The sequence below is a fragment of the Bradyrhizobium sp. B117 genome (assembly GCF_038969555.1).
Taxonomy (GTDB): Bacteria; Pseudomonadota; Alphaproteobacteria; order Rhizobiales; family Xanthobacteraceae; genus Bradyrhizobium.
Genome location: NZ_CP152414.1, coordinates 4,564,832 through 4,587,165, shown reverse-complemented (window position 1 = coordinate 4,587,165; position 22,334 = coordinate 4,564,832). Strand labels below are relative to the sequence as shown.

The 22,334-nt window shown below is 59.9% G+C and carries 18 protein-coding genes and 1 pseudogene; 10 read left to right on the top strand and 9 right to left on the bottom strand.

Annotated features, from left to right (window positions below; genetic code table 11):
* Nucleotides 1-75: 75 nt before the first annotated feature.
* Together AAFG16_RS22500 and AAFG16_RS22495 are read right to left on the bottom strand one after the other, a co-directional pair.
* The gene (locus tag AAFG16_RS22500; RefSeq protein WP_342740588.1) at nucleotides 76-1,572 is read right to left on the bottom strand and encodes a DHA2 family efflux MFS transporter permease subunit; all 1,497 of its coding nucleotides are present in this window, start codon (nucleotides 1,570-1,572) and stop codon (nucleotides 76-78) included.
* Nucleotides 1,569-2,618, bottom strand: coding sequence for an HlyD family secretion protein (locus AAFG16_RS22495; protein WP_342740587.1), 1,050 nt, complete (start codon nucleotides 2,616-2,618; stop codon nucleotides 1,569-1,571). The genes AAFG16_RS22500 and AAFG16_RS22495 overlap by 4 nt, the downstream gene beginning before the upstream one ends.
* 279 nt (nucleotides 2,619-2,897) lie before the next feature.
* On the opposite strand from AAFG16_RS22495, the pseudogene AAFG16_RS22490 reads away from it, so the two are divergent.
* The 7 genes and pseudogenes from AAFG16_RS22490 to AAFG16_RS22460 form a co-directional block, all read left to right on the top strand.
* Nucleotides 2,898-3,041: pseudogene (locus tag AAFG16_RS22490) on the top strand (TetR/AcrR family transcriptional regulator); the annotation flags it as partial.
* A gap of 129 nt (nucleotides 3,042-3,170) precedes the next feature.
* Nucleotides 3,171-3,539: a hypothetical protein gene (locus AAFG16_RS22485; protein WP_342741128.1), complete on the top strand. Its 369-nt coding sequence runs from the start codon at nucleotides 3,171-3,173 to the stop codon at nucleotides 3,537-3,539.
* Between the two features lie 74 nt (nucleotides 3,540-3,613).
* Entirely contained in the window at nucleotides 3,614-4,117 is a 504-nt protein-coding gene (locus AAFG16_RS22480) for a hypothetical protein (protein ID WP_342740586.1), read from the top strand.
* Between the two features lie 690 nt (nucleotides 4,118-4,807).
* On the top strand, nucleotides 4,808-5,263 hold the full coding sequence (locus AAFG16_RS22475; protein ID WP_342740585.1) for a VOC family protein: 456 nt from the start codon (nucleotides 4,808-4,810) through the stop codon (nucleotides 5,261-5,263).
* 182 nt (nucleotides 5,264-5,445) lie between these two features.
* The gene (locus AAFG16_RS22470) at nucleotides 5,446-5,928 is read left to right on the top strand and encodes a cytochrome P460 family protein (RefSeq protein ID WP_342740584.1); all 483 of its coding nucleotides are present in this window, start codon (nucleotides 5,446-5,448) and stop codon (nucleotides 5,926-5,928) included.
* A 226-nt stretch (nucleotides 5,929-6,154) separates the two neighbouring features.
* The gene (locus AAFG16_RS22465) at nucleotides 6,155-7,705 is read left to right on the top strand and encodes an HlyD family secretion protein (protein ID WP_342740583.1); all 1,551 of its coding nucleotides are present in this window, start codon (nucleotides 6,155-6,157) and stop codon (nucleotides 7,703-7,705) included.
* A complete protein-coding gene (locus AAFG16_RS22460) occupies nucleotides 7,702-9,309 on the top strand; it encodes a DHA2 family efflux MFS transporter permease subunit (protein ID WP_342740582.1) in 1,608 nt (535 codons plus the stop codon). The genes AAFG16_RS22465 and AAFG16_RS22460 overlap by 4 nt, the downstream gene beginning before the upstream one ends.
* Before the next feature lie 349 nt (nucleotides 9,310-9,658).
* Here AAFG16_RS22460 and AAFG16_RS22455 read toward each other — a convergent pair whose 3' ends face one another.
* The 7 genes from AAFG16_RS22455 to AAFG16_RS22425 form a co-directional block, all read right to left on the bottom strand.
* Nucleotides 9,659-10,129 carry an ion channel gene (locus tag AAFG16_RS22455; protein ID WP_342740581.1) on the bottom strand — a complete coding sequence of 157 codons (471 nt, stop codon included), beginning with the start codon at nucleotides 10,127-10,129 and terminating at the stop codon, nucleotides 9,659-9,661.
* Between the two features lie 492 nt (nucleotides 10,130-10,621).
* Nucleotides 10,622-11,857 carry a cytochrome c gene (locus tag AAFG16_RS22450; protein WP_342740580.1) on the bottom strand — a complete coding sequence of 412 codons (1,236 nt, stop codon included), beginning with the start codon at nucleotides 11,855-11,857 and terminating at the stop codon, nucleotides 10,622-10,624.
* A gap of 24 nt (nucleotides 11,858-11,881) precedes the next feature.
* The gene (locus tag AAFG16_RS22445; RefSeq protein WP_342740578.1) at nucleotides 11,882-13,648 is read right to left on the bottom strand and encodes a GMC family oxidoreductase; all 1,767 of its coding nucleotides are present in this window, start codon (nucleotides 13,646-13,648) and stop codon (nucleotides 11,882-11,884) included.
* 41 nt (nucleotides 13,649-13,689) lie between these two features.
* Nucleotides 13,690-14,571, bottom strand: coding sequence for a gluconate 2-dehydrogenase subunit 3 family protein (locus AAFG16_RS22440; RefSeq protein ID WP_342740577.1), 882 nt, complete (start codon nucleotides 14,569-14,571; stop codon nucleotides 13,690-13,692).
* A 651-nt stretch (nucleotides 14,572-15,222) separates the two neighbouring features.
* Nucleotides 15,223-15,804 (bottom strand): recombinase family protein, encoded by a 582-nt coding sequence (locus tag AAFG16_RS22435; protein WP_342740576.1) that lies wholly within the window; start codon nucleotides 15,802-15,804, stop codon nucleotides 15,223-15,225.
* Nucleotides 15,805-16,033: 229 nt separating this feature from the next.
* Nucleotides 16,034-17,374: an MFS transporter gene (locus AAFG16_RS22430; protein WP_342740575.1), complete on the bottom strand. Its 1,341-nt coding sequence runs from the start codon at nucleotides 17,372-17,374 to the stop codon at nucleotides 16,034-16,036.
* 432 nt (nucleotides 17,375-17,806) lie between these two features.
* Complete coding sequence (locus AAFG16_RS22425; protein WP_342740574.1) at nucleotides 17,807-18,001, bottom strand: hypothetical protein; 195 nt, start codon at nucleotides 17,999-18,001, stop codon at nucleotides 17,807-17,809.
* A gap of 801 nt (nucleotides 18,002-18,802) precedes the next feature.
* Between AAFG16_RS22425 and AAFG16_RS22420 the strand changes: the two genes are divergently transcribed.
* The 3 genes from AAFG16_RS22420 to AAFG16_RS22410 are packed head-to-tail and all read left to right on the top strand — an operon-like array spanning nucleotide 18,803 to nucleotide 21,739.
* Nucleotides 18,803-20,104, top strand: coding sequence for a cytochrome c peroxidase (locus AAFG16_RS22420; RefSeq protein ID WP_342740573.1), 1,302 nt, complete (start codon nucleotides 18,803-18,805; stop codon nucleotides 20,102-20,104).
* A gap of 56 nt (nucleotides 20,105-20,160) precedes the next feature.
* Nucleotides 20,161-20,925: a phosphate ABC transporter ATP-binding protein gene (locus AAFG16_RS22415; RefSeq protein ID WP_342740572.1), complete on the top strand. Its 765-nt coding sequence runs from the start codon at nucleotides 20,161-20,163 to the stop codon at nucleotides 20,923-20,925.
* Nucleotides 20,915-21,739: an ABC transporter permease gene (locus AAFG16_RS22410; RefSeq protein ID WP_342740571.1), complete on the top strand. Its 825-nt coding sequence runs from the start codon at nucleotides 20,915-20,917 to the stop codon at nucleotides 21,737-21,739. Before AAFG16_RS22415 ends, AAFG16_RS22410 begins: the two co-directional genes overlap by 11 nt.
* Nucleotides 21,740-22,334 lie beyond the last annotated feature (595 nt).

The window sequence follows — 22,334 nt, the reverse complement described above, 5'->3', positions numbered from 1 at the left end:
CCGCAGATGTGGCGTCGGTCGAGTGCGATAGACTGAGACTGTTCGATGCGGTGTCATCTCACCATTCCAAGGTCTTCAACCTGCCGAGCGCGGTTTACGAAGAAAAAGCACGAGCGGGCTCACGACGAGCATCGCGAACATCAGAATATTGAATTGACCGATGACCGCCACGACAGCCGCCTGGTGGGTGACCATGCCATTGAGCGCTGCAAGGCCGGGTTTGGCCATTGATCCGGCGACATGCGCGGCGGTCCGGTAGGGCATGAGGTCCTTAGCGAGCGCGACATGCATAGCCTGGGTGTTGCCGTAGAAGAAGATCTGCACCACGGCGATGCCGATCGTGCTGCCATAGAGCCGCGACAGGTTGATGAGCGCACTACCTTCCGCGCGGAGCTTCGGATCGAGCGTACTGAAGGCGGCTTTGGCGAGCGCCGGAATCACTATACCGAGCCCCGCACCTTGGAGAAAGCCGGCCTCGGCCACCGCGCGCCAATCCATCGCCGGTGAATATCCGAGCATCAGCCAATTTGCGTAGACCACCAGTGCCATTCCGCCGATCAGGAACGCGCGGTAGTCAACTTGCGCCGGGACTAGGCTGGTCAACAGCACCCCTCCCACGAGCGCAACGCCGCGCGGGATCGTCATATAGCCCGTGGTGTCGACAGGGTAGTTGAGCAGCTCCTCGAGCATCGGCGAGGTCAACGCCAGTGTCGGCAGCAGGACGAGCCCGACGGCAAAGGAGATCATCGTCGAGAGGACGAGATTGCGATCCCTGAACAGCGCCGTGCGGACAAAATGCTCCTTCGACGTCATGACGTGCACGACGAACAGATAGAAGCCCAGAATGGAGACGACCGCCTCGATCCAGATTTCCATGGAATCGAACCATTCCAGGCGCTCGCCGCGGTCGAGCAGCATTTGCAGGCCGATCATGCCGAGCGAAAAGGTCGCCAAACCAAAAAAGTCGAAGGGTTGCCTCCGCTCCGCCCTCTTCTCGCGCAGCCAGAACGCCATCGCGAAAAATATGAATGCCGTCATCGGCAGGCTGACATAGAAGATCGAACGCCAGCCGAGATATTCACTGAACCAGCCGCCGATACTCGCGCCGCTGCTGATGCCGAGAAGAGAGCACACCGTCCAAGCCAGGCTGAGGCGGGCATGCCGTTCGGGGGGCTGCACCTCGAGCAGGATCGCCAGCGAAAGCGGCGAAAGTGGGCCGCTCGCGGCTCCCTGAACGATCCGGGCAAACGCGAACTGGACGGAGGTCGTCGCTAAGGTATCCAGCACAAGGCCAAGCGCGAAGAGAACCAGCGAGAATTGGTAGAGCGACTTCCGCCCATAGCGTCCCGCAAGCCAGCTCGTGACCGACATGGCTACGGCGCTTGCCGCGATATATGAGGAAAACACCCACCCGACCTCGTCATTGGCCATCGAGAGGGTCCCCTGGATGTGCGGCAACGCCGCATTGGGCAGCGAAATGTTGAGGGCCTGCATGTAGGTGGCCATGAGAGCCGCGAGCGATATGGCGCGATTACCATCTGCTGCAACGGTCGACGGGACGACGGCGCTCATCTGACCCCCTCCGCATAGGTCGGCTGCAGCAGGTGTCGCAAGCTGCTACGGTAACCGGTATCGACACGCGCAGTGACGCTGATGCCTGAGAACAACGGTCTTGCCGGATCGACCTCATCGAGCTCAAGACGCACCGGCAGGCGCTGGACAACCTTGACCCAATTTCCGGTCGCATTCTCCGGTGGTAGCACAGAGAAATCCGACCCGGTCCCGGGGCTCATACTGACGATGTGGGCCCTGAATTTGCGATCGGGATATGCATCAACGTCGATCGTCGCCTCTTGCCCCGGACGCATATAGGTCAGCCCTGTCTCGCGAAAATTCGCTTCGATCCAGACGTGACGGCTCGACAGCAGCGAAAACACCGGCGCTCCGGCATTGACGAAGCCGCCGATCTGTAGATCTTCGACCCTAGTGACGACACCGTCGTCGGGCGCCGTCACCGTCGCATAGGAAAGATCGAGCCGGGCACGGTCGAGCTGGGCCTTGGCCGCACGAACCGTCGGATGGCGATTGACGTCAATGTCCGGATCGCCGTCCAGAGCCACGATTGTGCTGGCGATCTGCTGCTCAATCGACGAAATCCGCTGGCGCGAGACCTTGAGATTTGTCTCGGCTCGTTCGAAGATCGCACGCGGGGTAAAATCGGAGGCCACCAGCATCTTCTTGCGGTCGTACTCGCGCGCGTCGAAGTCAGCTGAATCCCTCGCTGACTGCAGCTCTGCCTGTTGTTGGCGATAGGTCGCCTTGAGCCCCTCGATCTGGAGGCGCGCGCTACCGAGCCGCGCCTCCGCCTGATCGACTGCGATCTGGTAGGGCTCCGGATCGATCCGGAACAGGACTTGGCCCTGCCGGACATTCTCGTTATCGTGCACGGCGATCTCAATCGCTTGGCCGGAAACTCGGGCGTTGACGGTCATTTTCGCGGCCCGAACGAACGCATTGTCGGTCGAGACGTAAGGTTCTTGCACGAGATACACGGCGGCTCCGAGTACCGCCACCATGAGAGGCAGAGCGAGCATGAGCGGTCGGCGCAGCCGCTCCATCACGCTCCTTCGGGGTAGCGCGACCGCGCGGTCAAGCGGCGAGTCGTCGACAGTTCGATCAACTCGCGCTTCGGCAGAGCTCTCGCGAAACTCTTCGCGTTCTCTCTTCGAGCCGGCGTCTGTCGAAGGATCTAACCGCATGGGAACCCTCACGTCAATTCTATTTAGTAACGATCGTTACAATTAATTCACGCCTGCACGACAATCAAGGGGCTCCCAGTTGCTTTTTATAATGGGCGTTATAAATATGCCTCAGCACCCAACGATCGAGATTTGAACATGCCCCGAAGAAAGAGCGAAACGGCAGCGGCACCTCGTGGGCGGCCGCGCGCCTACGACGCGGAGGTAGCCCTGAAGCAGGCGACGGAGACCTTCTGGAGGACCGGGTATTCCGGCACTCCGCTGGACAAGATCGCGGCTGCAACTGGAATGAGCCCGCCGAGCCTCTATGCGGCATTCGGCAACAAGCACGCACTCTATCTCGACGCTCTCGCCCGCTATTGGGAGATGACCCTGGCCGCGACGCGCGAGGCCCTCGCGGGGGACCGTCCCTTGGCCGAAGCGCTGATGCTTGCCTATGAGGCGGCGCTGTCCTTCTATTTTTCGCGCAAAGGCTCCGCGCGCGGCTGCTTTGTAATCGGGACAGCGGTGGCTGAGGCGGTCGAAGATGCGGAGATCCGGAAGAGTGTTGCCGCCGGGGTCTGCATGCTCGACAGCGATTTCGAAGCCCGCTTTCACACCGCGCGTGAGAGAGGCGAGTTGAAGCAAGACGCTGATCCGGAGGCACTTGCGCTGCTTGCGTCAGCCACAATGCACACCATCGCAATCCGGGCGCGAGCCGGAGCTCGACGCGCGGATTTGAGGGAGATCGCTCAAAAAGCGGTGACCGTGATCTGCGGAAGCTCTTCGGCGCCGCACTGACTCTAGCCAACCCAGCTCGTAAACGTGCATAGGCGCCCCTCTCCAAATCCAGAGCCCGATGTGATTGGCTTCGAATGATCGCAAAAAGCACCATGGCCCAGCTTCTCGCCGCTTTTCTGCTCATGAAAGCTGACGGCTGCAATGCCGAGGTGCGGATCGTGAATGATCCCGGCGGCAGGATCGGGGACTACGTTGCCCGGTACGAACGTCTGCGGGCCACAGGCGATGCGATCGTGATCGACGGGTATTGCGCATCCGCCTGCACCATCGTTCTCGGTATTATTCCTCCTGACAAGATATGCGTTACTTCTCGCGCCGAACTTCTGTTCCATGCCGCCTATAACCCGGCCCCGCATGGCCGCAGGCGAACCAACCGCGAAGCTACCGATCGTCTGTATTCGCTATACCCAATCGAAGTTCAGCGTTGGATCAATCAGCGTGGGGGACTGACCCGGCGCGGAACGTTATTGAGCGGAGCGTCGCTTGCGGCAATGTATCCACGGTGCTCCGGGGACGAAGGGCAGCGAGCGATCACTGCTCATCTGCCACGAGTAACTCGCCAGTTCGTCGAGCATTAATGTAGCGACTCAACGGTTCCGATCGCTTTGTGATCCAAAGTTTCTAAAGAGGCTTGATCGTGCTCGGACTAGATCGCCGGTAAGATCTGCCGCAGCGCGTTGAGTTGGCATGTGACCTTTGGTCAACGGTTAGCCATGCGGCTCAACCTCACGACCCAGATTCGTTCATATCTCTCAAAGCAATATGGGACATGTTCCTTGGGCTGCATGGAGCCTTGGTCCCAAGCTCGACAGCAATTCAGCTTGTGGCCGATTCTGTTGAAAAGGCCCTCACGGCCGTCGAGCCCGATTTTTTAAGAGCCGCTCGTGCGTATTGCGCCGTCAGACACGGTGGATCACACTAATCGAAAAAGCTCTCACCGACTTTCTTCATCGAAGGAGGAATGTAGAGATCAGAAGAGCGCAAGCTTTTACGAGAATTTTGCCTTGGGAGTATTTTCGACGTTTCAACAGAAGCGGCCCATCTGCGAAGTTGCGTCGCGTCTGTCGGAAGTCCGCTCATCGCGGGAGAGCCGACCAGATTTGCTCAACCTGAGTTCTTCGCATTTTGACCTGTATCGGACATTGGCCAACCGCGCGACAAGCACGGTCGCGTGAGCACAAGCTTGCCGATTTTGCTAAAAGCGGCTCTTACCGGCCCCTGAGAACCGGGACTATAATGGCGTTGGGCGAGCCGCATAGGAGCCTTGTATGAACCAAGTACAAGTCGACCAGATAACCTACCAGATGCCGCCGAAGGATGGATTTACTGTCGCACACTTTCTCACCGTCGCCGACGTCGGGCGATCGCTTCGATTTTACGAAACGGTCTTCGGAGGTTGCATTCTGAGCAGAGGCGACAGCAGCGGCGCGCCGGGGTACATCCAGATCGCGAACACGTGGCTCCTTGTTAACCCCGGGGGCGGTCCGACACCCGACAAACCATCGGTAACGCTCAGCGTCCCCGCCAATCCAGATTTAGTCAGCAGCTTTATGAATATCCGCGTTGCAGATATTCAGGCGTGCTACGAACTTTGGCGAAGTCGAGGAGCCGAGTTCATCACGGAGCCGAAGCCCAAGTACGGCGAGACGCGCTGCTACATTCGCGATCCTGATGGCTATATTATAGAAGTCGGGCAAAGCAATCCGGGGGTTGCTTACGGCTAAACCGGCGAGCTGATCCAATATTCTCGCGAAGTCCATTGTCGGGCTCGAGCTGCCGCCCCGCCAGCATTGGTACCATCATTCTGCATGACCGGAGAACTTGGGCCTTTAGCTCGTGGACGGACCGCGCCAACCTTTGTCGTTCAAGAACGGGCGGCAAATAAGCCATTAGGAGAGGATCAACCATGAGGCGCAAAACCAAGCTTTCGATTGTGATAGCCGCGGTAGCGCTGGGCGCCACGGCCGTTTGCGCGCAGGACAAATACTCGCTGAAGTCGCCGGATGGAATTGGGTTCTCCGACTTCAATGGATACGAGGACTGGTCGGTGGTCTCTTCCGCGCGGACAGACGAAGTTCTCAAGGTGATAGTCGCCAATCCGATCATGATCGAGGCGTACAAGGTCGGTGTTCCGGGCAATGGCCAGCCTTTCCCGGATGGCTCCAAGATTGTGAAACTCCAGTGGAAACCGAAGAAGAGCACGGAGGCGCCCTTCGTCGTGGATGTGCCAGACGTGTTCACGCAGGCTTTCGTCTTCGAAAAGGACAATAAGAGATTTCCGAAAAGCGGAGGATGGGGTACGCGCTTTTCAACTACGAAGTTGCATCCGACAGTTTCGCAGCTGATCCCAGCCCCTCAGATTGCGGACACGCATGCCACACAGCCGTAAAGGCGAAGGACTACATCTTCCACCCGTATCAGAAGCGTTGATCTGCGCGTGTCCCTGATATGTTGAGGTGAAGTTCCCCTAGATTTGAGCTAATGTCGTGACATGCAAGTCCCGTCGCGTTTCCAGAGGCCGGGCAGAACTCCATTCGACCACAACCGCTAGAAGCCGGTGGCGTCGGTCAGCGCCGCCCGATTGCATCGAGAGACAATCCTTAAGGGGGCGGCCAATGCCCACCGAGATGCACAGCAACGAGACAAGTTCGGTCGAGGCGCCCGCGACAGCCAAAACGGATGCTGCGCTTGATCGTGACGGCAAATTGCGGTCGACAGATCCTGCTTCGAACGCCCTGCCACCGGCGAATCAACGGCTCACACCGAGGCGAAAGTTGCTGATCGGTGTGCTCGGCGCTATGATCATTGCGGCCGCGGTCTATGCCATCCCCTGGATCCGGTTCGTACTCAGCACGGTATCGACCGACGACGCCTTCGTGAACGGACACGTGACGTTCGTCGCTCCCCGTGTCCGCGGTCAGGTTGCCCGGGTTCTGGTCGATGACAACAACCGTGTGCACAAGGGAGATCTTCTCGTTGAACTCGACAAGGAGCCATTTCGGAACGCGGTCGCCGTAAAGAAAGCGGCCGTCGACACCGCCCAGGCGGATCTCGACGCGACCCGGGCCACGGTACGGGGCGTCGAAGCACAAGCCATGAGCCGGCGCTGGCAATTGCAACAAGCCATTGAGAATGTTGAAAACCAAATAGCACTGCTGCATGCTCGGGTCGCCGCGCTGAAGAAGGCGAAGGCGACACTTACACTGGCGCAGCAGGAGTTCGATCGTACAGCGCGCTTGGTCGTGTCTGAGACGGCGAGCCGCGAGCTCTATGATCAACGTCAGGCGTCGTTGTCGATTGCCCAAGCGGGTATCGTCCAGGCGTTGGCGGATGTGAATCAGGTCCGTGTCTCTTTGGGCCTGCAGACGCTGCCCGAAGACAGCGCGGATCTCGACCGGGTGCCGCCCGATCTCGATCAGACGTTTTCTTCGGTCCTACAGGCGCAGGCGGAGCTGATTCAGACTGCGGCTGAGCTCGGCGTTCTGCATTCGTATAACCAGACTCCGAAGCTGATGCTCGAGGAGTTCTATAAGCTCGATCCCAAAGGCGACGTCAACCGCACGTTCGATCGGCTGGCCGCGGAGGCGCCGGCCGTCAAGCAGGCCGAGGCCAAGCTCGCTGCTGCCAAACGCAACCTCGCTCTGGCTGAACTCGACCTTCGCTATTGCGACGTTGCCGCGGAGATCGACGGCGTTGTCACGCGCCGCAACGTCAATCCCGGCAATGATGTCCAGGCTGGGCAGAACTTGATGGCGCTCCGCTCGCTCAGCGAGATCTGGGTCGATGCCAACTTCAAGGAGACGCAGCTGCGCGACTTGCGCATCGGTCAGACTGCTGATCTCTATGTCGACATGTACGGCGACAAACACGTGTTCAAAGGCCGGATCGCGGGCTTCACCATGGGGACGGGATCGACGCTCGCGTTGCTGCCGCCACAGAATGCCACGGGCAACTTCGTCAAGATCGTGCAGCGGCTCCCGGTCCGGATCGAGCTTGAACGATACGAACCGGACAAGAACCCTCTGTTCATCGGCACGTCGGTCGTTCCCTACGTCTATATCAACAAGCCGCCCACTGGACCCGATGCCGGGAAGTTCCTTCAAAGCAACTTACAGCCGTCGTCGGCCACCGCTTCGTCCACGAGCGCGCAAGGCGCCGGCAAATGATCGACGCGGTCCTTTCACCCGCCAGATCCCAAACGGGGGTAAATCCCTGGGTGGTGGCCGCGATCGTCGTGGTGCCGACCTTCATGGAGGTGCTCGACACCACCATCACGGTGGTGGCGCTGCGATACATCGCCGGAGGTCTGTCGGCCACGGTCGACGATGGCGAATGGGTCATCACCAGCTATCTCGCCGCCAACGCCATCATCCTGCCGATCACCGGCTGGCTTTCGGCGCACCTCGGTCGCCGCAACTACTTCCTGCTGTCGATAGCTGTCTTTACCCTCGCCTCTGGACTGTGTGGAATGGCGACCAGTCTCAGTCAGCTGATCGTGTTCCGCGTCCTGCAAGGCTTGGCGGGGGGCGGTTTACAGCCATCCAGTCAGGGCGTGCTGCTGGATGCCTTCCCGGTGGAGAAGCAAGGCACAGCGATGACGCTGTTTGGCTTGGCCGCTCTCCTAGCGCCGGTCGTCGGCCCCACTCTTGGCGGTTGGATCACAGACAGTTATTCGTGGCGATGGGTGTTCTATATCAACGTCCCGGTCGGTCTCCTGGCGCTTGTTACCTGTTATGCCTTGCTCCGGGATCCGGACTATCTCACCAGGCAGCGAATGGAGTTGAAGCGGCAGCCGTTGCGTTTTGACACGCTCGGCCTGTCACTCCTGGTGATCGTCATGGTCTCCTGGGAGGTGATACTCAGCAAGGGACAGGAGTGGGACTGGCTGAGCGATCCGTTCTGGCGGGTGCAGACGCTGGCGATCCTTTTCGTTGTGGGCCTGATCGCGCTGATCGTCTGGGAGTTGCGCCACCCGAGTCCCGTGGTCAATTTCCGGCCTTTGCGGGAGCGAAACTTCGCGTTGTGCTGCCTCATCATCTTCTTCGCTTTCGCCGTCCTGTATGCCGCCAGCACATCATTGCCGGCCCTGCTGCAATCCCTGTTCGGCTATGATGCGCTCAGCGCCGGATTGGTGATGTCGCCGGCCGGATTCTTCGCGGTCCTGGTCATGCCGTTTGTCGGCCGTGCACTTGGCCGGGGGACTGACGCCCGGTGGTTGCTTGCCGCAGGCCTGTTAATCATGGCGATCGGCAATTATTGGATGTCGCAGATGAACCTGGAGATCAGTCCCAGCCAGGTTGTCTGGCCTCGTGTCATGCTGGTCGTCGGACTCTCGATGTGCTTTGCGCCAGCGAATGTGGCGGCCTATCTTTATACGCCACCATTGTTACGTGGAGCGGCTGTTGGCTTGCTCAGTCTGCTGCGCAACGAGGGAGGCAGTGTCGGGACGTCGATGGCGCAGACGATCCAGGAGCGCCGCGACCAATTTCACGTTCTGCGCCTTGGTGAATCCCTCGATTCCTTCAACGCGACCGTTGCCTCCTTCCTCGATCAGGCGCGCGGGGTGTTCCTGCAGCAGATGGGCGACCCGTCTGCTGCACAGCAGCTGGCCTGGCAGACGCTTGAGAATTTGCGGCAGCAGCAGGCATCGTCACTTGCCTATTTCGATGTCTTTATGGTGTTGGCCGTGGTGACGCTGGCGCTGGTGCCCCTGGTGCTGCTGATGAAACGTTCGGTGGCTGAGAAAGGCGCTCGGATCGGTCACGAATAAGGTGTGCGTGCGGGATCCCGCGCGTGCCGACGAGGTGACGGAACGATGCCGCCTATTGTCACGAAGCCGCCGATCCGGAATGCCCGCAGTTCGGTCGCGAACGGGGGTAAATCGACATGCCCAGAAACGCCGGATTCGGTTAGCAATTGACCCCACCGGACATAAGTGCGCGCCCCTCCGATAAGATCCGGCAGAGAGGAGACAAACTCATTTCTGGACATGGAAGCGTGCGGAGCCAAACCCTTGAGACGAAACTACGGCTGCAGGCCCTAGAGGGGATGCACCTCCAGGGGGGCTCGCTACCCGCGGGGACGTATCGCGCGCAATTGGCGAACGCTCCGACGAACATTTACTGCCTGAGATCCTCAAACCTGGCCAGAACCAACCGTTGTATAACAGCAAAGACCATCGCGGCCGAAACACCGAACATCAGCGCTCCATTCGTCGCCTCCAACGGTCCCAGCAAGCGCCAAGTCGGGGTCAGAAGAACATCCCCGTAGCCTAGTGTCGTGTAGTTGACCGCCGAGCAGTAGAAGGCGATCCCGAACTCTTGAAATTCTCCACCGAGGACGAGTAACGTTGCCCATAAAGCGATCTCGATCAGGTGGGCTACGAACGCGAACGATATCACCAGCGTGAGGATCGCAAGATCGATCAAGGCGTGGGCGCCTGCGTGCCCTCGTTTCCTCTCATAGCGAAAGAGGTTTACCGTCGCGACCATAGCGAGCGCATGGACGAAGATTGTGCATACCACTGCGCCTACGCCAACCACCAACGGAAAGAGAATCGCAAATTGATGATGTTGCGTCATCTTTTCCATCGCCACATCCTGGCCCAAAACGGATTCACGATACGTTGGGCTGGGTACGAATAGCATACGGACCGCTGTCACCCGGGCAAACGTACGGACAGTCGAGGTAGCAGATCATACGACAAATTAAGGGGGTGTGACGCCTCAAGGGCGATACGTTAGTGCAGTGGTCAACTCAGCGGAGGAGGACAACGAACAGTCCGCCGTCATTGGGGGATCATAGTCGCGTTTTATTGAGGTAGACCGCACTTAGGCCGGGCCCGCCTCGACCGCCGGTTGTGGCTAGCAGAATGGAATTTTTCCGTCGCAACGCTCGACGGAAAGCGCGGCAGATGCTCCTCCGTAGCGGCAGGTCTGACGGCCAGACATGTCCCGGCGGCCAGAGCCGTAAGCAGCAACGATCGGCGTACTGGACCACCCTGACACGGCATCGCCACCTCATTGAAGCGCGCATGCGACACGGCGAGGCCGGGCCAAAGTTGAGACGCAGCGTGGACGATCTTATCGAGATACACGGCCGCGCAGCGTAGTGACATCCGTAGGCGGGACTGCTGACGCGGCATTTCCCCAAGCATTGCGAACATAGGTCAGGACGTCCGCGATTTCTGTGTCACTGAGATTCCAGCCGAACGCCGGCATGGCGGGTGCTGTCGGGGCAGCTGAAGTGGCGGCAGCGCGACTGCCGATCAGAACGACGCGAATCAAGGATGTCGGATCAGTGGACTGGACCAAAGGCGCTAGTGCCAGGCGCGGGAACAGGTTTGGAACCCCAGCGCCGCTAGAAATGTGGCATGCCGCACAACGGACCTCATAGATTGCCTTGCCGGCCACCATGCGTGTGTCATCGTGCGCCAGCGCGATGGCCGTGTCCTCGATTCGAGGAGTACGATCCGTCAGATAGGTGGCGATCGCGAGAAGATCGGTATCCGTCATACGCGAGGTGGAGTTCTCAACCGCCTCGGCCATCGGCCCGGACGCGATATCGAAAGAGTTGGCACCCGTCTTTAGATAGCGGACGATGTCTTCCACAGACCAACTACCGATGCCCGTACGGGGATCCGCGGTCAGATCGGGCGCATACCAATCCTGCAACAATGCTCCCTGCAGGGCTTCTCCGCCCCGATCGCCGCCCGTGATGTTCTTCGGTGTATGACAGGTTCCGCAATGGCCGAGGCCTTCGACCAGATAGGCCCCACGGTTCCACACATCCGACTTTGTCGGATCGGATTGAAACACGCCGGGCTTGAAATTGATCAAATCCCAGGTGGATGTTGCCGGTCGGCGGACATTGAACGGAAACCTAAGCTGATTCGGCTGAACCTCGTTGTGTACCGGCTCCAATGTGCGCAGATAGGCCCAGATGGCCGAGACGTCCTCGCGAGTGACCTTCGTGTAGGCAGGATACGGCATTGCCGGATAGAGGCGTACCCCGTCCCTGCCAATCCCCTCATGCATCGCCCGCCACAAATCCGATTCGGTCCAGGCACCGATGCCCGTCGCAACATCGGGCGTAATATTTGGACCGAGCAACTTTCCGAACGGTGTCTCCAGCGCAGCGCCGCCGGCAAAGAGCTTACCACCCGGCGCAGTGTGACAGCCGACGCAATCGCCGAGCACGACCAGGTACCGGCCGCGCTCGATCTTCTCGAACGCCTGGTTGTCTTCCGCCGCGCGCGCGGCAGCCAAACCGATCGCGCAGGCCGCGAGCGCAAGACTCATCAGATTGCGCATTCTCATGCCAATACCTCGGGGGCCTGGCTGTCAAATCTGCACGAGCGGGCCGGGACTCTTCAGGTAGCGGTTTACGATTGCATCTGCCGCCCAATAGGCTAGCGCGCCCACAGTATCCGTCGGATTATACCCGGGGTTCTGCGGGAAGGCCGTGGCACCCATGACGAACAGGTTAGGCACGTCCCAGCTCTGCAAATAGCGATTGAGCGCGCTGGTCTTGGGCTCGACGCCCATAATGGCACCGCCGCAAGTGTGCGTTGTCTGATATACGGTGACGTCGTAAGGACCGCGACGCGGGTGTTTCTCAAGTTGCCGCGGTCCCATCTTCTGCACGACCTCAGCCAGCCGGTCCGTCAGGTATGTCGACATCTTGAGCTCGTTGTCGTGGAAATCGAACGTTAGGCGCATCAACTTGCGCCCGAAGCGGTCCGTGTAGGTCGGATCGAGGTCGAGATGCACGTCGCGATAACTATAGCAACTGCCATGCGTGACCGCCTCATAGCTGCTCAAGTAACTTTTCGCCACAGCCTTCTTCCACTCGGCGCCCCATCTCGGCGTTGCCCGTGGCGTCCTCGCAGTCTGGATCGGTCGGCCATTGGTCTGCACCGCCCCCATGTAGCCGCCGCCTACGAAGCCATGCGGGCCGTGATCGAAATTGTCGCCGTTGAACTCGTCGATGCACATTCCGATCGACCCCGATGCGATGAAGGGATTGAAGATCTTGTCGTCGAAAAACGCGCCGACGCTGGATGTGACTTGGTAGGAATAGTTTCGCCCGATCACGCCCTCGCCCGCGCGCGGATCATAGGGCTTGCCGATTCCCGATGTCAGCAGTAGTTGCACGTTGAACAACTGGAAGGCGCAAAGCAGCACGAGGTCGGCCGGCTGCTCCCATTCGTTGCCACTGCTGTCGACATAGGTGACGCCGCTGGCGCGTTTTCCTGATTTATCCAGGTTGATCTTCGACACTTCGCACTGCGTGCGCGCCTCGAAGTTAGGGCGGCGGATAAGTGCCGGCAGGATCGTGGTTTGCGGACTGGCCTTCGAGTAGTTGCCGCAGCCGAACCATTCGCAGAAGCCGCAATAGGTACAAGGGCCTATCGTGACGCCAAGCGGGTTCGTATATGGCTGTGAGAGATTCCCCGAAGGTTGCGGGAAGGGCTTGTAGCCCATTCCCTGAGCGGCCTGTGCGAACAGCGTCGGGCCGTATGGCTGCTTCTGCGGCGGCGTCGGATATTCGCGGGAGCGGGCTCCCTCGAAAGGATTTCCACCTGCCTGTATCAGTCCCCTTATGTTTCCGGCTTTACCCGAGGTGCCACACAGATACTCAAACTTGTCGTAGTGGGGCTCGAGGTCATCATAGGTAATCCCCCAGTCCTGGATCGTCATGTCCTCGGGCAGGAATTTTTCGCCATAGCGCCCCACCAGATGCGTTCTCAGCTCGAAGTCGCTGGGCAGGAAGCGCCACGTCTCGGCATTCCAATGCACGCCGCCGCCGCCAACGCCATTGGGCGGCATGAAGGATCCCCAGCTGCGGATCGGCAGCGCCGTCTGACTAGCGTTGTTACGGAAAGTCATCGTCAGCTGTTCCGGCCGGAGGAATAGATCATGGCGGATGCGGTAACGCAGCTCATCTTGCGCATAGGCCGGCGGGAAATCGGTCGCCGTATCGCGCCACGGTCCGCGTTCGATCGCCACCACGTTTAATCCGGCACCAGTCAGCTCATGCGCCAATATGGAGCCAGTCCAGCCCAGCCCCACGATCACCACATCAGTTGCTGGCAATTTGCGCGTCATCTTCCCGACACTCCGGACGAGACTTATTGCGCCTTTGGCCCCTATTCGCGTCGGCCAGCAATGCCGACGGGTGGCAGCGGATAGCGCTCGTTGTGCCGCTCAACCCAGTCGCGGTAATCATAGCGCGCGCCGGGAAATCCGACCATCTTCCAGCCGACCATGTCGCGGTTGCCGCCGTAAACTGGGTCAGCGAAGAACCCCTCCCGCGTGTTCTGCAGTAGATACTCGAAGAACGCGCGACCGCTCGTTCCTTCCAGTTGCACCTCGTCTTTCTCCAACCCGGAGAGAACCTTGTCCTTCTCATCGTCCGAAATCTGGGCGAAGGGCTTTCCCGCGTAGGCGGCGCGGCAATATTTGTCCAATGCGGCCAAAGCCTGGCGATAGCGAGCTGCCGGGGTCAACGGCGACTGATCTCCCTGCTCGGGCGTTCCGTCGGCGAAGGGCCCGTGCATGTAGAGCCCCTCGGCGCTGCCATAAGATCCCGCAAGTTGTCGGTCGATAAAGACCGCACAGCCGGCATCCTTGCCCCCCGGCGTCTGAGGGTCCGGCGGAATCAGCCGATCGACGAGCGCTTCGACGGCAGCTCCTTCCTCCGGAGTGAAATACACCCATGGTCCAGGGTGTATCGTTGTTGGCGGAGTGCCGGCACTTGGTGCCCACGGCAAACCGTCCTTGACGACTAACGCCTGGGCGGAGGTCGCCGAGAACACCAAAGTCATGGCGGTACTTACGAGGAATTGGCGGCGGCGCATGCCGAAATCAGAGCGCGATGAGCCGGGTATTCCCTCCCCGGTACTATGAGCACCAGGGGCTATCTTCCCGATCGCATTGGCGCTGAGCCGGATTTCTTTCGCGACCATGGTGCTCCCCTGGATCGTGAACACGAAATTCCAAGGTGGCGATGCGTCAACCGAAAAAAGCATAGCACAGTCTCAATGGTTCTCAAGTGCCTGCGTCAAGGTCAGTAATCTAAATCCGTGTTGTCAGATCGCGAGTGCCGAACGAAGTGGAGGAGGCACTGCGACGGGAGTTGATCGGCGTGCCTGTCGACGTCGAAACGGTTTTCGCTATCGACAGAGATCGCCGGCATCGCAACGGTTGAAAGTCGAGCAGTCGCGGGCCTACGCATCGGCGGTGAGGTGGCTGCGTGAGGGGCATGTCGCCAAACGTTTTGGCGTCGAAAAGCCCACTCGGGATTGCATTCGTACTTTGCGCGATGGTCAATTGAGTTCTCAGCCGAATACAACGAAGCGAAGGAGTGACAAGCCTCAGTGGACCCATCGTTACACAGCAGTAAGCTACGAACCCTGAGATGATCATTTCTAAAACTGCCACAAGTTCGGTTTCACCGTGCTGCAGCCGCAGCTCGGCCGCGCCGACTTAGGCAATCGAATGAGGCGCAATCCGCTGCAATGCATGAGTCCGGAAGTGGCCCATAGCGTCGATTTCGGAGTGTCCGCTCGTTGGTCGCTATTGGGGTAGAAGCGGACGTTTGAGAAATCCCCATCCGACAGATTTTATGATTCCACGTCTAAGTGCGGCTATCGTCTAGATCGGCAGGCGAGCCCTCCCCTTCATTGCTCGATCACGCGCTGCACCACGCTGGTGCCGACGCCGACCGTGCGGCCAATCTTGAGGATGCCCATACCTTCCGCCCTGAGCTCGCGAATGCGGGCCTCCACCGATGCCTTGACTGGACGCCGGCCTAGCTTGGTTCCTCTCGCCCTGGCCCGCGCAAGCCCGGCATTGACTCGCTCACGGATCATGCCGCGCTCGAATTCGGCGAATACGCCGAGCATCTGAAACATCGCGCGGCCCGAGGGAGTGCTGGTATCGAGCGCCTGCTGGTGCAGGTAGAGATCGCATTTCAGCGCATGCAGCTCAGTCAGGAAGCCGACAAGATCTTGCAGGCTGCGGCCGAGGCGATCAACAGACCAGGTCGCGATCATGTTGACCTTGCGCGCTGTGGCGTCTTTCAGCAGCTGATCAAACCCGGGTCGCTTGTCGCGGCCCTTGGCACCACTGATGCCGGCATCCTCGTAGACACCGACAACTTCCCACCTGGACCGTGCGGCGACAGCCTCCAACTCACGGCGCTGGTTCTCTGTGGTCTGACTATCCGTGGAAACTCGTAGATAGATGCCGACGCGCTTCATGATGCCGCTCCTGGTTGAAGCTGGAATCATATGGCATCCTATACGCAAATCAAGTGATTTCCGTATACGTTCGAACCGTACTGAATGGGTCTGCAAAACCGCGGGTTTTTGAGCCAGGAAGAACACCAGTTTTCCGTATACGGCTGCCGTGACCTTGGCTCCCGTATCTCCTGCCGCGCTGCGGACGAATTTCGACGTGTTCAGCGCGCCTAGAACGCAGGCTATCCACTCAACGGGCCGGGGCCCGCGCCGGCCTACCCGGCGCAGCGCCCGCGATCTCCATTTGCGGATTGACCTTGAACGTCAGGGCTACAAGGCTTCCAACCAAGGCGCAGCAACCCAGAGCTAGCAGCCCGGCCGTGAAGTTGCCAGTGGCGTCTTTGAGGTAGCCCATCGCGTAGGGTCCAGCAAACCCGGACAGATTGCCGAGCGCATTGATGCCGGCGATCCCTGCCGCGGCCGAAGCGCCCGTCAGGAAGGCGCTCGGTATCGGCCACAGCAGAGGGGGCGTCGCGGAAACTCCGATCTGACTCAGGCAGAGGAAGCCAAGCACGAGCACCGGGGCGGAGACCAAGCCCGCGCCCGCGAGACCGACCGCCGCAAGGAGCATGGCGAAGCAAACATGCTCCCGACGCTTCAAGGTGCGATCGGAGTTACGGCCCAGGAGGACCATCCCGACTGCGCCAAACAAGAAGGGCACGGCGGAGAGCAAACCCGTCTCAAAGTTGCTCACGCCGAAGTTCTTGATGATCGTCGGTAGGAAGAACGCCACACCATAGCTCGCCGCGTTCAGACAGAAGTAGACGAATGCGCAGGCCAGGACGCGGAGATCGGTGAGCGCCTTGAGGATGCCGACGTGCTCGACCGCCACCTTGTGCTGCCTCTCGGCCTCCAGTCGTCCTTCGAGCCAGCCCCTCTCGTCGTTGGCGAGCCACGTTGCGATGGCCGGCCGGTCCGTCAGGTAAAAGATGACCGCCAAGGCCATTATGATCGACGGCAACGCTTCGAGGATGAAAAGCCACTGCCAGCCATGGAGTCCCCCGCCGGAGATGTTTAGCAGAGCCCCGGAAATCGGGCCCCCCGCAATCGACGAGAACGGGATAGCCAGCATGAACAGCGAGACGACCCGCGCGCGGTAGACCGACGGGAACCACAGAGTCAGATAGAAGATGATCCCGGGGAAGAAACCCGCCTCGGCGAGACCGAGCAGGAAACGGAGGATGTAGAAAACCCACTCGGTCGAAATCCCGGTGGCCGTCGAGATCGAGGGGATGAAGGCGAACAGAGCAGAGATGACGCCCCAGCTGAACATGATGCGGGCGATCCAGAGCCGAGCGCCGAACCTATCCAACGCAAGGTTGGATGGCACCTCGAACATGAAGTAGGAGATGAAGAATAGGCCCGCGCCCAAGCCGTATGCCGCCTCCGACAGGCCGAGCGCCGAGTTCATCTGTAGTTTGGCGAAACCGACGTTCACCCGGTCGAGGTAGGCGACGAAGTAGCAGCAGAAGAGGAAGGGCAATAACCGCCACATCACCTTGCGGATAGTCCTTGCTTCGATGTCGCCCATGGCACCGTTACCTCCCCTGCCCTTGACCAGCGGTGGGGTGAACTTAAGCGGCTTATCGGATCACCTGTGCTTGCGATATCGCCCGAGCCGCCGCTCGACCTTCTTGCAGCTGTTGCCGACCATCTTTGATGGCCTTCTTGACCGCCGTCCAAGCTACCAACGCGAAGATACGCACCTCAGTTCCGGACAGGAACGCTAGCAGGACAATTGCCTCGCAAACCGCCCTCTATTTGAAACTCGTGCGCATGCTTCTCAATCGAGGCAGCCTTGACGTCAACACGGTGCCGCGACCGAAACCGTAGGTTGATGGCGCAGAACCAGATCTCATGCTGGACGCAGCGCTGGCGTCATCTTGATGCAACTTCTGCCGTTTGCTGACTCGCAAGCGTTACAGACCTTGGTCGAGTTCGAAATCGGCCTTTACAAATTCGCCTAGGACTTGACGATGGTCGGCGCACCACGCACCTGAATGGTCAGCAAGGACGCGCAATCGATCCGGCACTTTAAGTTTACCTCTCCGATCGCCAAGCAGGAGGTTCCGATTGGATCCACGAGCCAAATACGACGGCTCGCGGTCCGCAAGATCGCCAGAGCCGGTTCGTGGTTGACGATGAAGCCGTCGTACACGGCGTCTCCGAACGCGCTGCACTCGTAGGTGGACGATGAAGTCCAGCTCTACGCCTTCGACTCTGCGGCCTTCGGCGGCGACGACCTAAGCTGGCTGCCGCTGCACCTGCGATACCAGACACTGCTGCCGCTATCATGCCTAGCTGGCTACCGTGGCCTTCTGCACGATCACGTCGCGCAGCGTCGTAGGATGACACAATGTCAGTGCAATACCCGACGGGTGTGGAGGAGCGGATATCCGCTGATCTTGATGATGTGGGATGTACCGCCGCTAAGTCTGCTTTGCTCCAAGATCGGTAACGATGGCCACGTCGCCTTTTGACCGATTCTGTTGAAAAGGGCCTTTGTCGTGAGCATGCCCATTTTCTGAGGACATCTGAAGCGTTTGACGTAGCAGGACGTGGGGGACCAGCGTCAACATAGTCAGGACCGCTCGGTGATCTTCCTAGCTTTACTACGAGGCTTTTCTTGCCGGCGCTCGCTCTGAGTTGATTTCAGCGAGATTTTCGCCGTGGCGTTACTTTCGACTTTTTCAACAGAATCGACCCAAAGCGGACATGTCGCACTCGTCGCCGGGCTATCGGTTGCTCGCGTGATCAGCAAGATCATCGCCCCCCGAGCTGCACGTTCGTTCGGGCAACCTGGCGTGCGGATTGGGAATATCTTGTGTCGCATTGGGTTTTCGCTAACACTCCAGAGAGCTGATACCGCCGCGAAGAGCGAACAAGCGAGGCGGCCCTCGTTTTTTGCGAACGCGGATTCGCGTTGCGTGGATTGTCTCACGATTCAAAGAGGGATCGGATGCGCGCCAAATCATTCGTAGCCCTGCTGTTCTTGTCACACCTTGCGATTGCGGCGTCACCGGCGAACGGAGAGACCGGCATCAGCCCGCCGCCCGCGCTCGAGCCAGGGAAGGCGCCTCCACTGCCCGGACAAGGGCCACCGGCTGCGCCCCGTTCACCAGACCAGTTGGGCTTTCCTGCGGCTCTGACGGCAGCGGTGACGCCGCCGGCCACTCCGCGTACGCCTGCCGCGATTGCCTTGGGCCAGAAGCTGTTCTTCGACGGCCGGCTCTCGGGTGACGGCACCGTCGCCTGCGCCACCTGTCACGATCCGGCGCGCGCTTTCACCGACGGCAGGTCCGTCTCGATCGGGATACTCGGACGCGTCGGCCAGCGCAATTCCCCCACGGTACTCAATGCTCTCTACAACAAGACGCAGTTTTGGGATGGCCGGGCTACTACGCTGGAGCAGCAGGCGGCAATGCCCATCACCAACCCGTTCGAGATGGGTTCAACCAGCCTCGCCGACGCCGTATCCAAGATCGCCGGTGACGGAGACTATCAGGCACAGTTCAAGCTGGCTTTCGGCCGAGGCGTGAACGAACAGGATATGTTGCGCGCCATCGCGGCTTACGAACGGACATTGACCTCTTTCGATTCCCCCTTTGACCATTTCATCGCCGGCGACGGCGAGGCCATCAACGGAGAGGCCAAGCGTGGCTGGGAATTGTTCAACACCAAGGCGCGCTGCAACCTCTGCCACGCCTTGTCGGCCGACAAGCGCGATGTGAACACGTTTACAGATAACGAATTCCACAACATCGGCATCGGAATCCTCCGCCATCAGGTCGGTCCACTGGCGCAGCAGGCGGAACATGAGCTTGCGCAAGGACACCCGCCTGCTCTCGATACTGCGGCGATCACGAGCGAAATGTCTGTGCTGGGACGCTTTCTTGTCACGAAGCGGCCGGCCGACATTGCGGCGTTCAAAACGCCTGATTTGCGCAACGTGCTGGTGACGGGACCTTACTTCCACGACGGATCGATGCAGACGTTGTGGGATGTCGTGGATCACTACAACAAAGGCGACGGTCTCACGGACCCCTGGCTTGATGAGGATATCCAGCCATTGGCCATGACTGAACCGGAGATCGATGACCTGGTGGCGTTTCTGGCTTCGCTGACGAGCGCCCCATACAAGAAGGCCGCTGACGAGGAATTTGCGCGGCAGTTCGCGGTATCCAGGACCGATCGTCCGCAGCGCGATATCGCGCGGGCTTTCGGCCCGAAGCCGACGCAGCCAAAGCCGCCGCCATTTTGATCAACAGCCGCGGAGACCTCCCCGAAGACGCCCCAATGTGTACAGAAAGAAGCGACGTGACCGACAGTTCCACATCGAATGAATTGGGCGAGGCAGCAGCACCGACGGACACATCTAGCGCCGGCGACAGCGGCCCTCAGGGAGCGCTCACGGTGTTGGAGACCAGGCACCTGTCGAGAAGCGTGGGACGGCGGCTGCTCGTCCAGGACGTCGATATCCAGGTTTCGGCCGGCGAGATTCTCGCTGTCGTCGGCCCCAGCGGAGCCGGGAAATCATCGTTCCTCCGGCTGCTGAACCGGCTGGATGAGCCCACGGCCGGCACAGTTCTGCTCAGGTCCTCGGACTACCGCTCGATCGCCCCGCGGGAGTTGAGGCGGCGCGTCGGCATGGTCATGCAGACGGCCTTTCTCTTTCCCGGCACGGTTGCCGCGAACATCTCCTTCGGACCGCGGCAACGCGGGCAAGCCATGGCGCCCGTGCAGATTGCAACATTGCTCGAGCGGGTCGGTCTGTCGGGATTCTCCGATCGTGACGTAGGCCATCTTTCCGGGGGTGAGGCCCAGCGCGTGGCGGTGGCTCGAACGCTCGCGAACGACCCTGAGGTTCTGCTGCTCGACGAGCCGACCTCCGCGCTCGATGAGGCATCCGTGCACGGGGTCGAAGAGCTTGTGCAGGGGGTTGTCCGGGAACGTCGAGTGGCTTGCGTGATCGTCACCCACAATCGCGAACAGGCCGTCCGGCTCGCGGACAGGACGATGATCCTGGAAGCAGGCCGGATTGTCAGGATCGGCGCCACCAGGGAGGTTCTGCATGATGTCTGAGTTGCATGTCAGCATAGGTCGCGATGTGCTGATGGGGCTGGCCCAGGCCGTCGCCGCCATCGTGCTGTGTGCAGCGGTCGTAGCCCTCTGCCGGTGGCAAGCGGTCCGCGTGGAGCGCGAAGCGGCCATCTCGATGGCGCGCGGCCTCATTCAGATGGTGTTTGTCGGCATGATTCTGGCCGTGCTGCTGCATGGCAGCCTGATGGTCGGACCGCTCATCCTGTTGGCGATGACAGTTGCAGCGGCATTCACGGCCGCCCGCCGCCTCCGCAGAATGGATGGCGCGTTGCTGCTTTGCTTCTGGGCGATTGCCGCTGGCGCCGGGACGGTGATCGCTGCGATGCTCGCGACCCGAAGCCTTCAGGCGGACATCGCGATACTCGTGCCTGTAGGCAGCATGATCATCGCCAATGCGATGAATGCATGCGCGCAGGCGGCAGAACGCTTCCGGGCCGAGATCATGGCCCATGTCGGCCAGATCGAGGCAGGGCTCTCACTGGGCGCAGAGCCTACGGTTACGGTTGCGCCTTATCTTCAGAGCGCGGTGTATGCGAGTCTTCTGCCTCGCCTCGATATGCTCAAGTCTCTCGGGCTGGTCTGGATCCCGGGAGTCATGGCCGGCATGATGGTCTCTGGCGCCAGTCCCGTTTACGCGGCGATCTATCAATTCGTCGTCGTTGCCATGATCCTGGCGGCGTCAGGTATTACCGGCCTTGTCGCCACCGTTCTCATGCGCTCACGGGTATTCTCTTCTGCCGCGCAGTTAGTGCTTCGGCCCACGGAAACGTCAACGTCGAGCTCTGCAGAAGCGTAGCCATGTCTGTTCCTCGCCCATCTGCGAAGTCGCGCCTCCGCGGTAGGAAGTCCGCTCGTTGAGCCAGAGCGGACCAGATTTGCTCAACCTGAGTTCTTCGCGTTTTGACCCGCAATAGAAATGCGGGCGTTGGCCCTCAGGAGGCCGCATTTCAAGTCAGCCAGCACACTGGCTCTGCCAAATAGTACTCCGGGCCTGTGCCAAGGCCACATCACAATGGGCCACAGTGTTTGCCGCCTTTGAATTTTACGCCATACAGATGCTCGTCTCTCCACACAACTTCGCACCTCAGAGTACTCTTGAACCCGTCAACCGATAGGTCAAGCTCATCGGCGAAAATGTGGACCGGAGAGCTAAGGCAGGCTCCTTCGTCGCTGAGGTTTCTCACAACACATGGATGAACTCCACGAATGTCGCGAAAGCGGATCAGCGCGGGTTGATTGACTAAAAGCCGTTTTGAGGCACGACGTTCTAACATCGGGATACTCCCCCGAGGGCCGTTCATCTTTTTTCTTCCGTGCTGACTTGGAGTGGCTTTCGTGTGTGTGTGTGTGCATTTTGTACTCGGCAGCCGTCGCCGGTTCATAACGGCATG

What these genes read in the sequence shown, in the direction of transcription:
- AAFG16_RS22500 (WP_342740588.1), bottom strand. Translation starts at nt 1,572, where the DNA reads ATGAGCGCCGTCGTCCCGTCGACCGTTGCAGCAGATGGTAATCGCGCC.
- AAFG16_RS22495 (WP_342740587.1), bottom strand. Translation starts at nt 2,618, where the DNA reads ATGGAGCGGCTGCGCCGACCGCTCATGCTCGCTCTGCCTCTCATGGTG.
- AAFG16_RS22480 (WP_342740586.1), top strand. Translation starts at nt 3,614, where the DNA reads ATGATCGCAAAAAGCACCATGGCCCAGCTTCTCGCCGCTTTTCTGCTC.
- AAFG16_RS22475 (WP_342740585.1), top strand. Translation starts at nt 4,808, where the DNA reads ATGAACCAAGTACAAGTCGACCAGATAACCTACCAGATGCCGCCGAAG.
- AAFG16_RS22470 (WP_342740584.1), top strand. Translation starts at nt 5,446, where the DNA reads ATGAGGCGCAAAACCAAGCTTTCGATTGTGATAGCCGCGGTAGCGCTG.
- AAFG16_RS22465 (WP_342740583.1), top strand. Translation starts at nt 6,155, where the DNA reads ATGCCCACCGAGATGCACAGCAACGAGACAAGTTCGGTCGAGGCGCCC.
- AAFG16_RS22460 (WP_342740582.1), top strand. Translation starts at nt 7,702, where the DNA reads ATGATCGACGCGGTCCTTTCACCCGCCAGATCCCAAACGGGGGTAAAT.
- AAFG16_RS22455 (WP_342740581.1), bottom strand. Translation starts at nt 10,129, where the DNA reads ATGGAAAAGATGACGCAACATCATCAATTTGCGATTCTCTTTCCGTTG.
- AAFG16_RS22450 (WP_342740580.1), bottom strand. Translation starts at nt 11,857, where the DNA reads ATGAGAATGCGCAATCTGATGAGTCTTGCGCTCGCGGCCTGCGCGATC.
- AAFG16_RS22445 (WP_342740578.1), bottom strand. Translation starts at nt 13,648, where the DNA reads ATGACGCGCAAATTGCCAGCAACTGATGTGGTGATCGTGGGGCTGGGC.
- AAFG16_RS22440 (WP_342740577.1), bottom strand. Translation starts at nt 14,571, where the DNA reads ATGCTTTTTTCGGTTGACGCATCGCCACCTTGGAATTTCGTGTTCACG.
- AAFG16_RS22435 (WP_342740576.1), bottom strand. Translation starts at nt 15,804, where the DNA reads ATGAAGCGCGTCGGCATCTATCTACGAGTTTCCACGGATAGTCAGACC.
- AAFG16_RS22430 (WP_342740575.1), bottom strand. Translation starts at nt 17,374, where the DNA reads ATGGGCGACATCGAAGCAAGGACTATCCGCAAGGTGATGTGGCGGTTA.
- AAFG16_RS22420 (WP_342740573.1), top strand. Translation starts at nt 18,803, where the DNA reads ATGCGCGCCAAATCATTCGTAGCCCTGCTGTTCTTGTCACACCTTGCG.
- AAFG16_RS22410 (WP_342740571.1), top strand. Translation starts at nt 20,915, where the DNA reads ATGATGTCTGAGTTGCATGTCAGCATAGGTCGCGATGTGCTGATGGGG.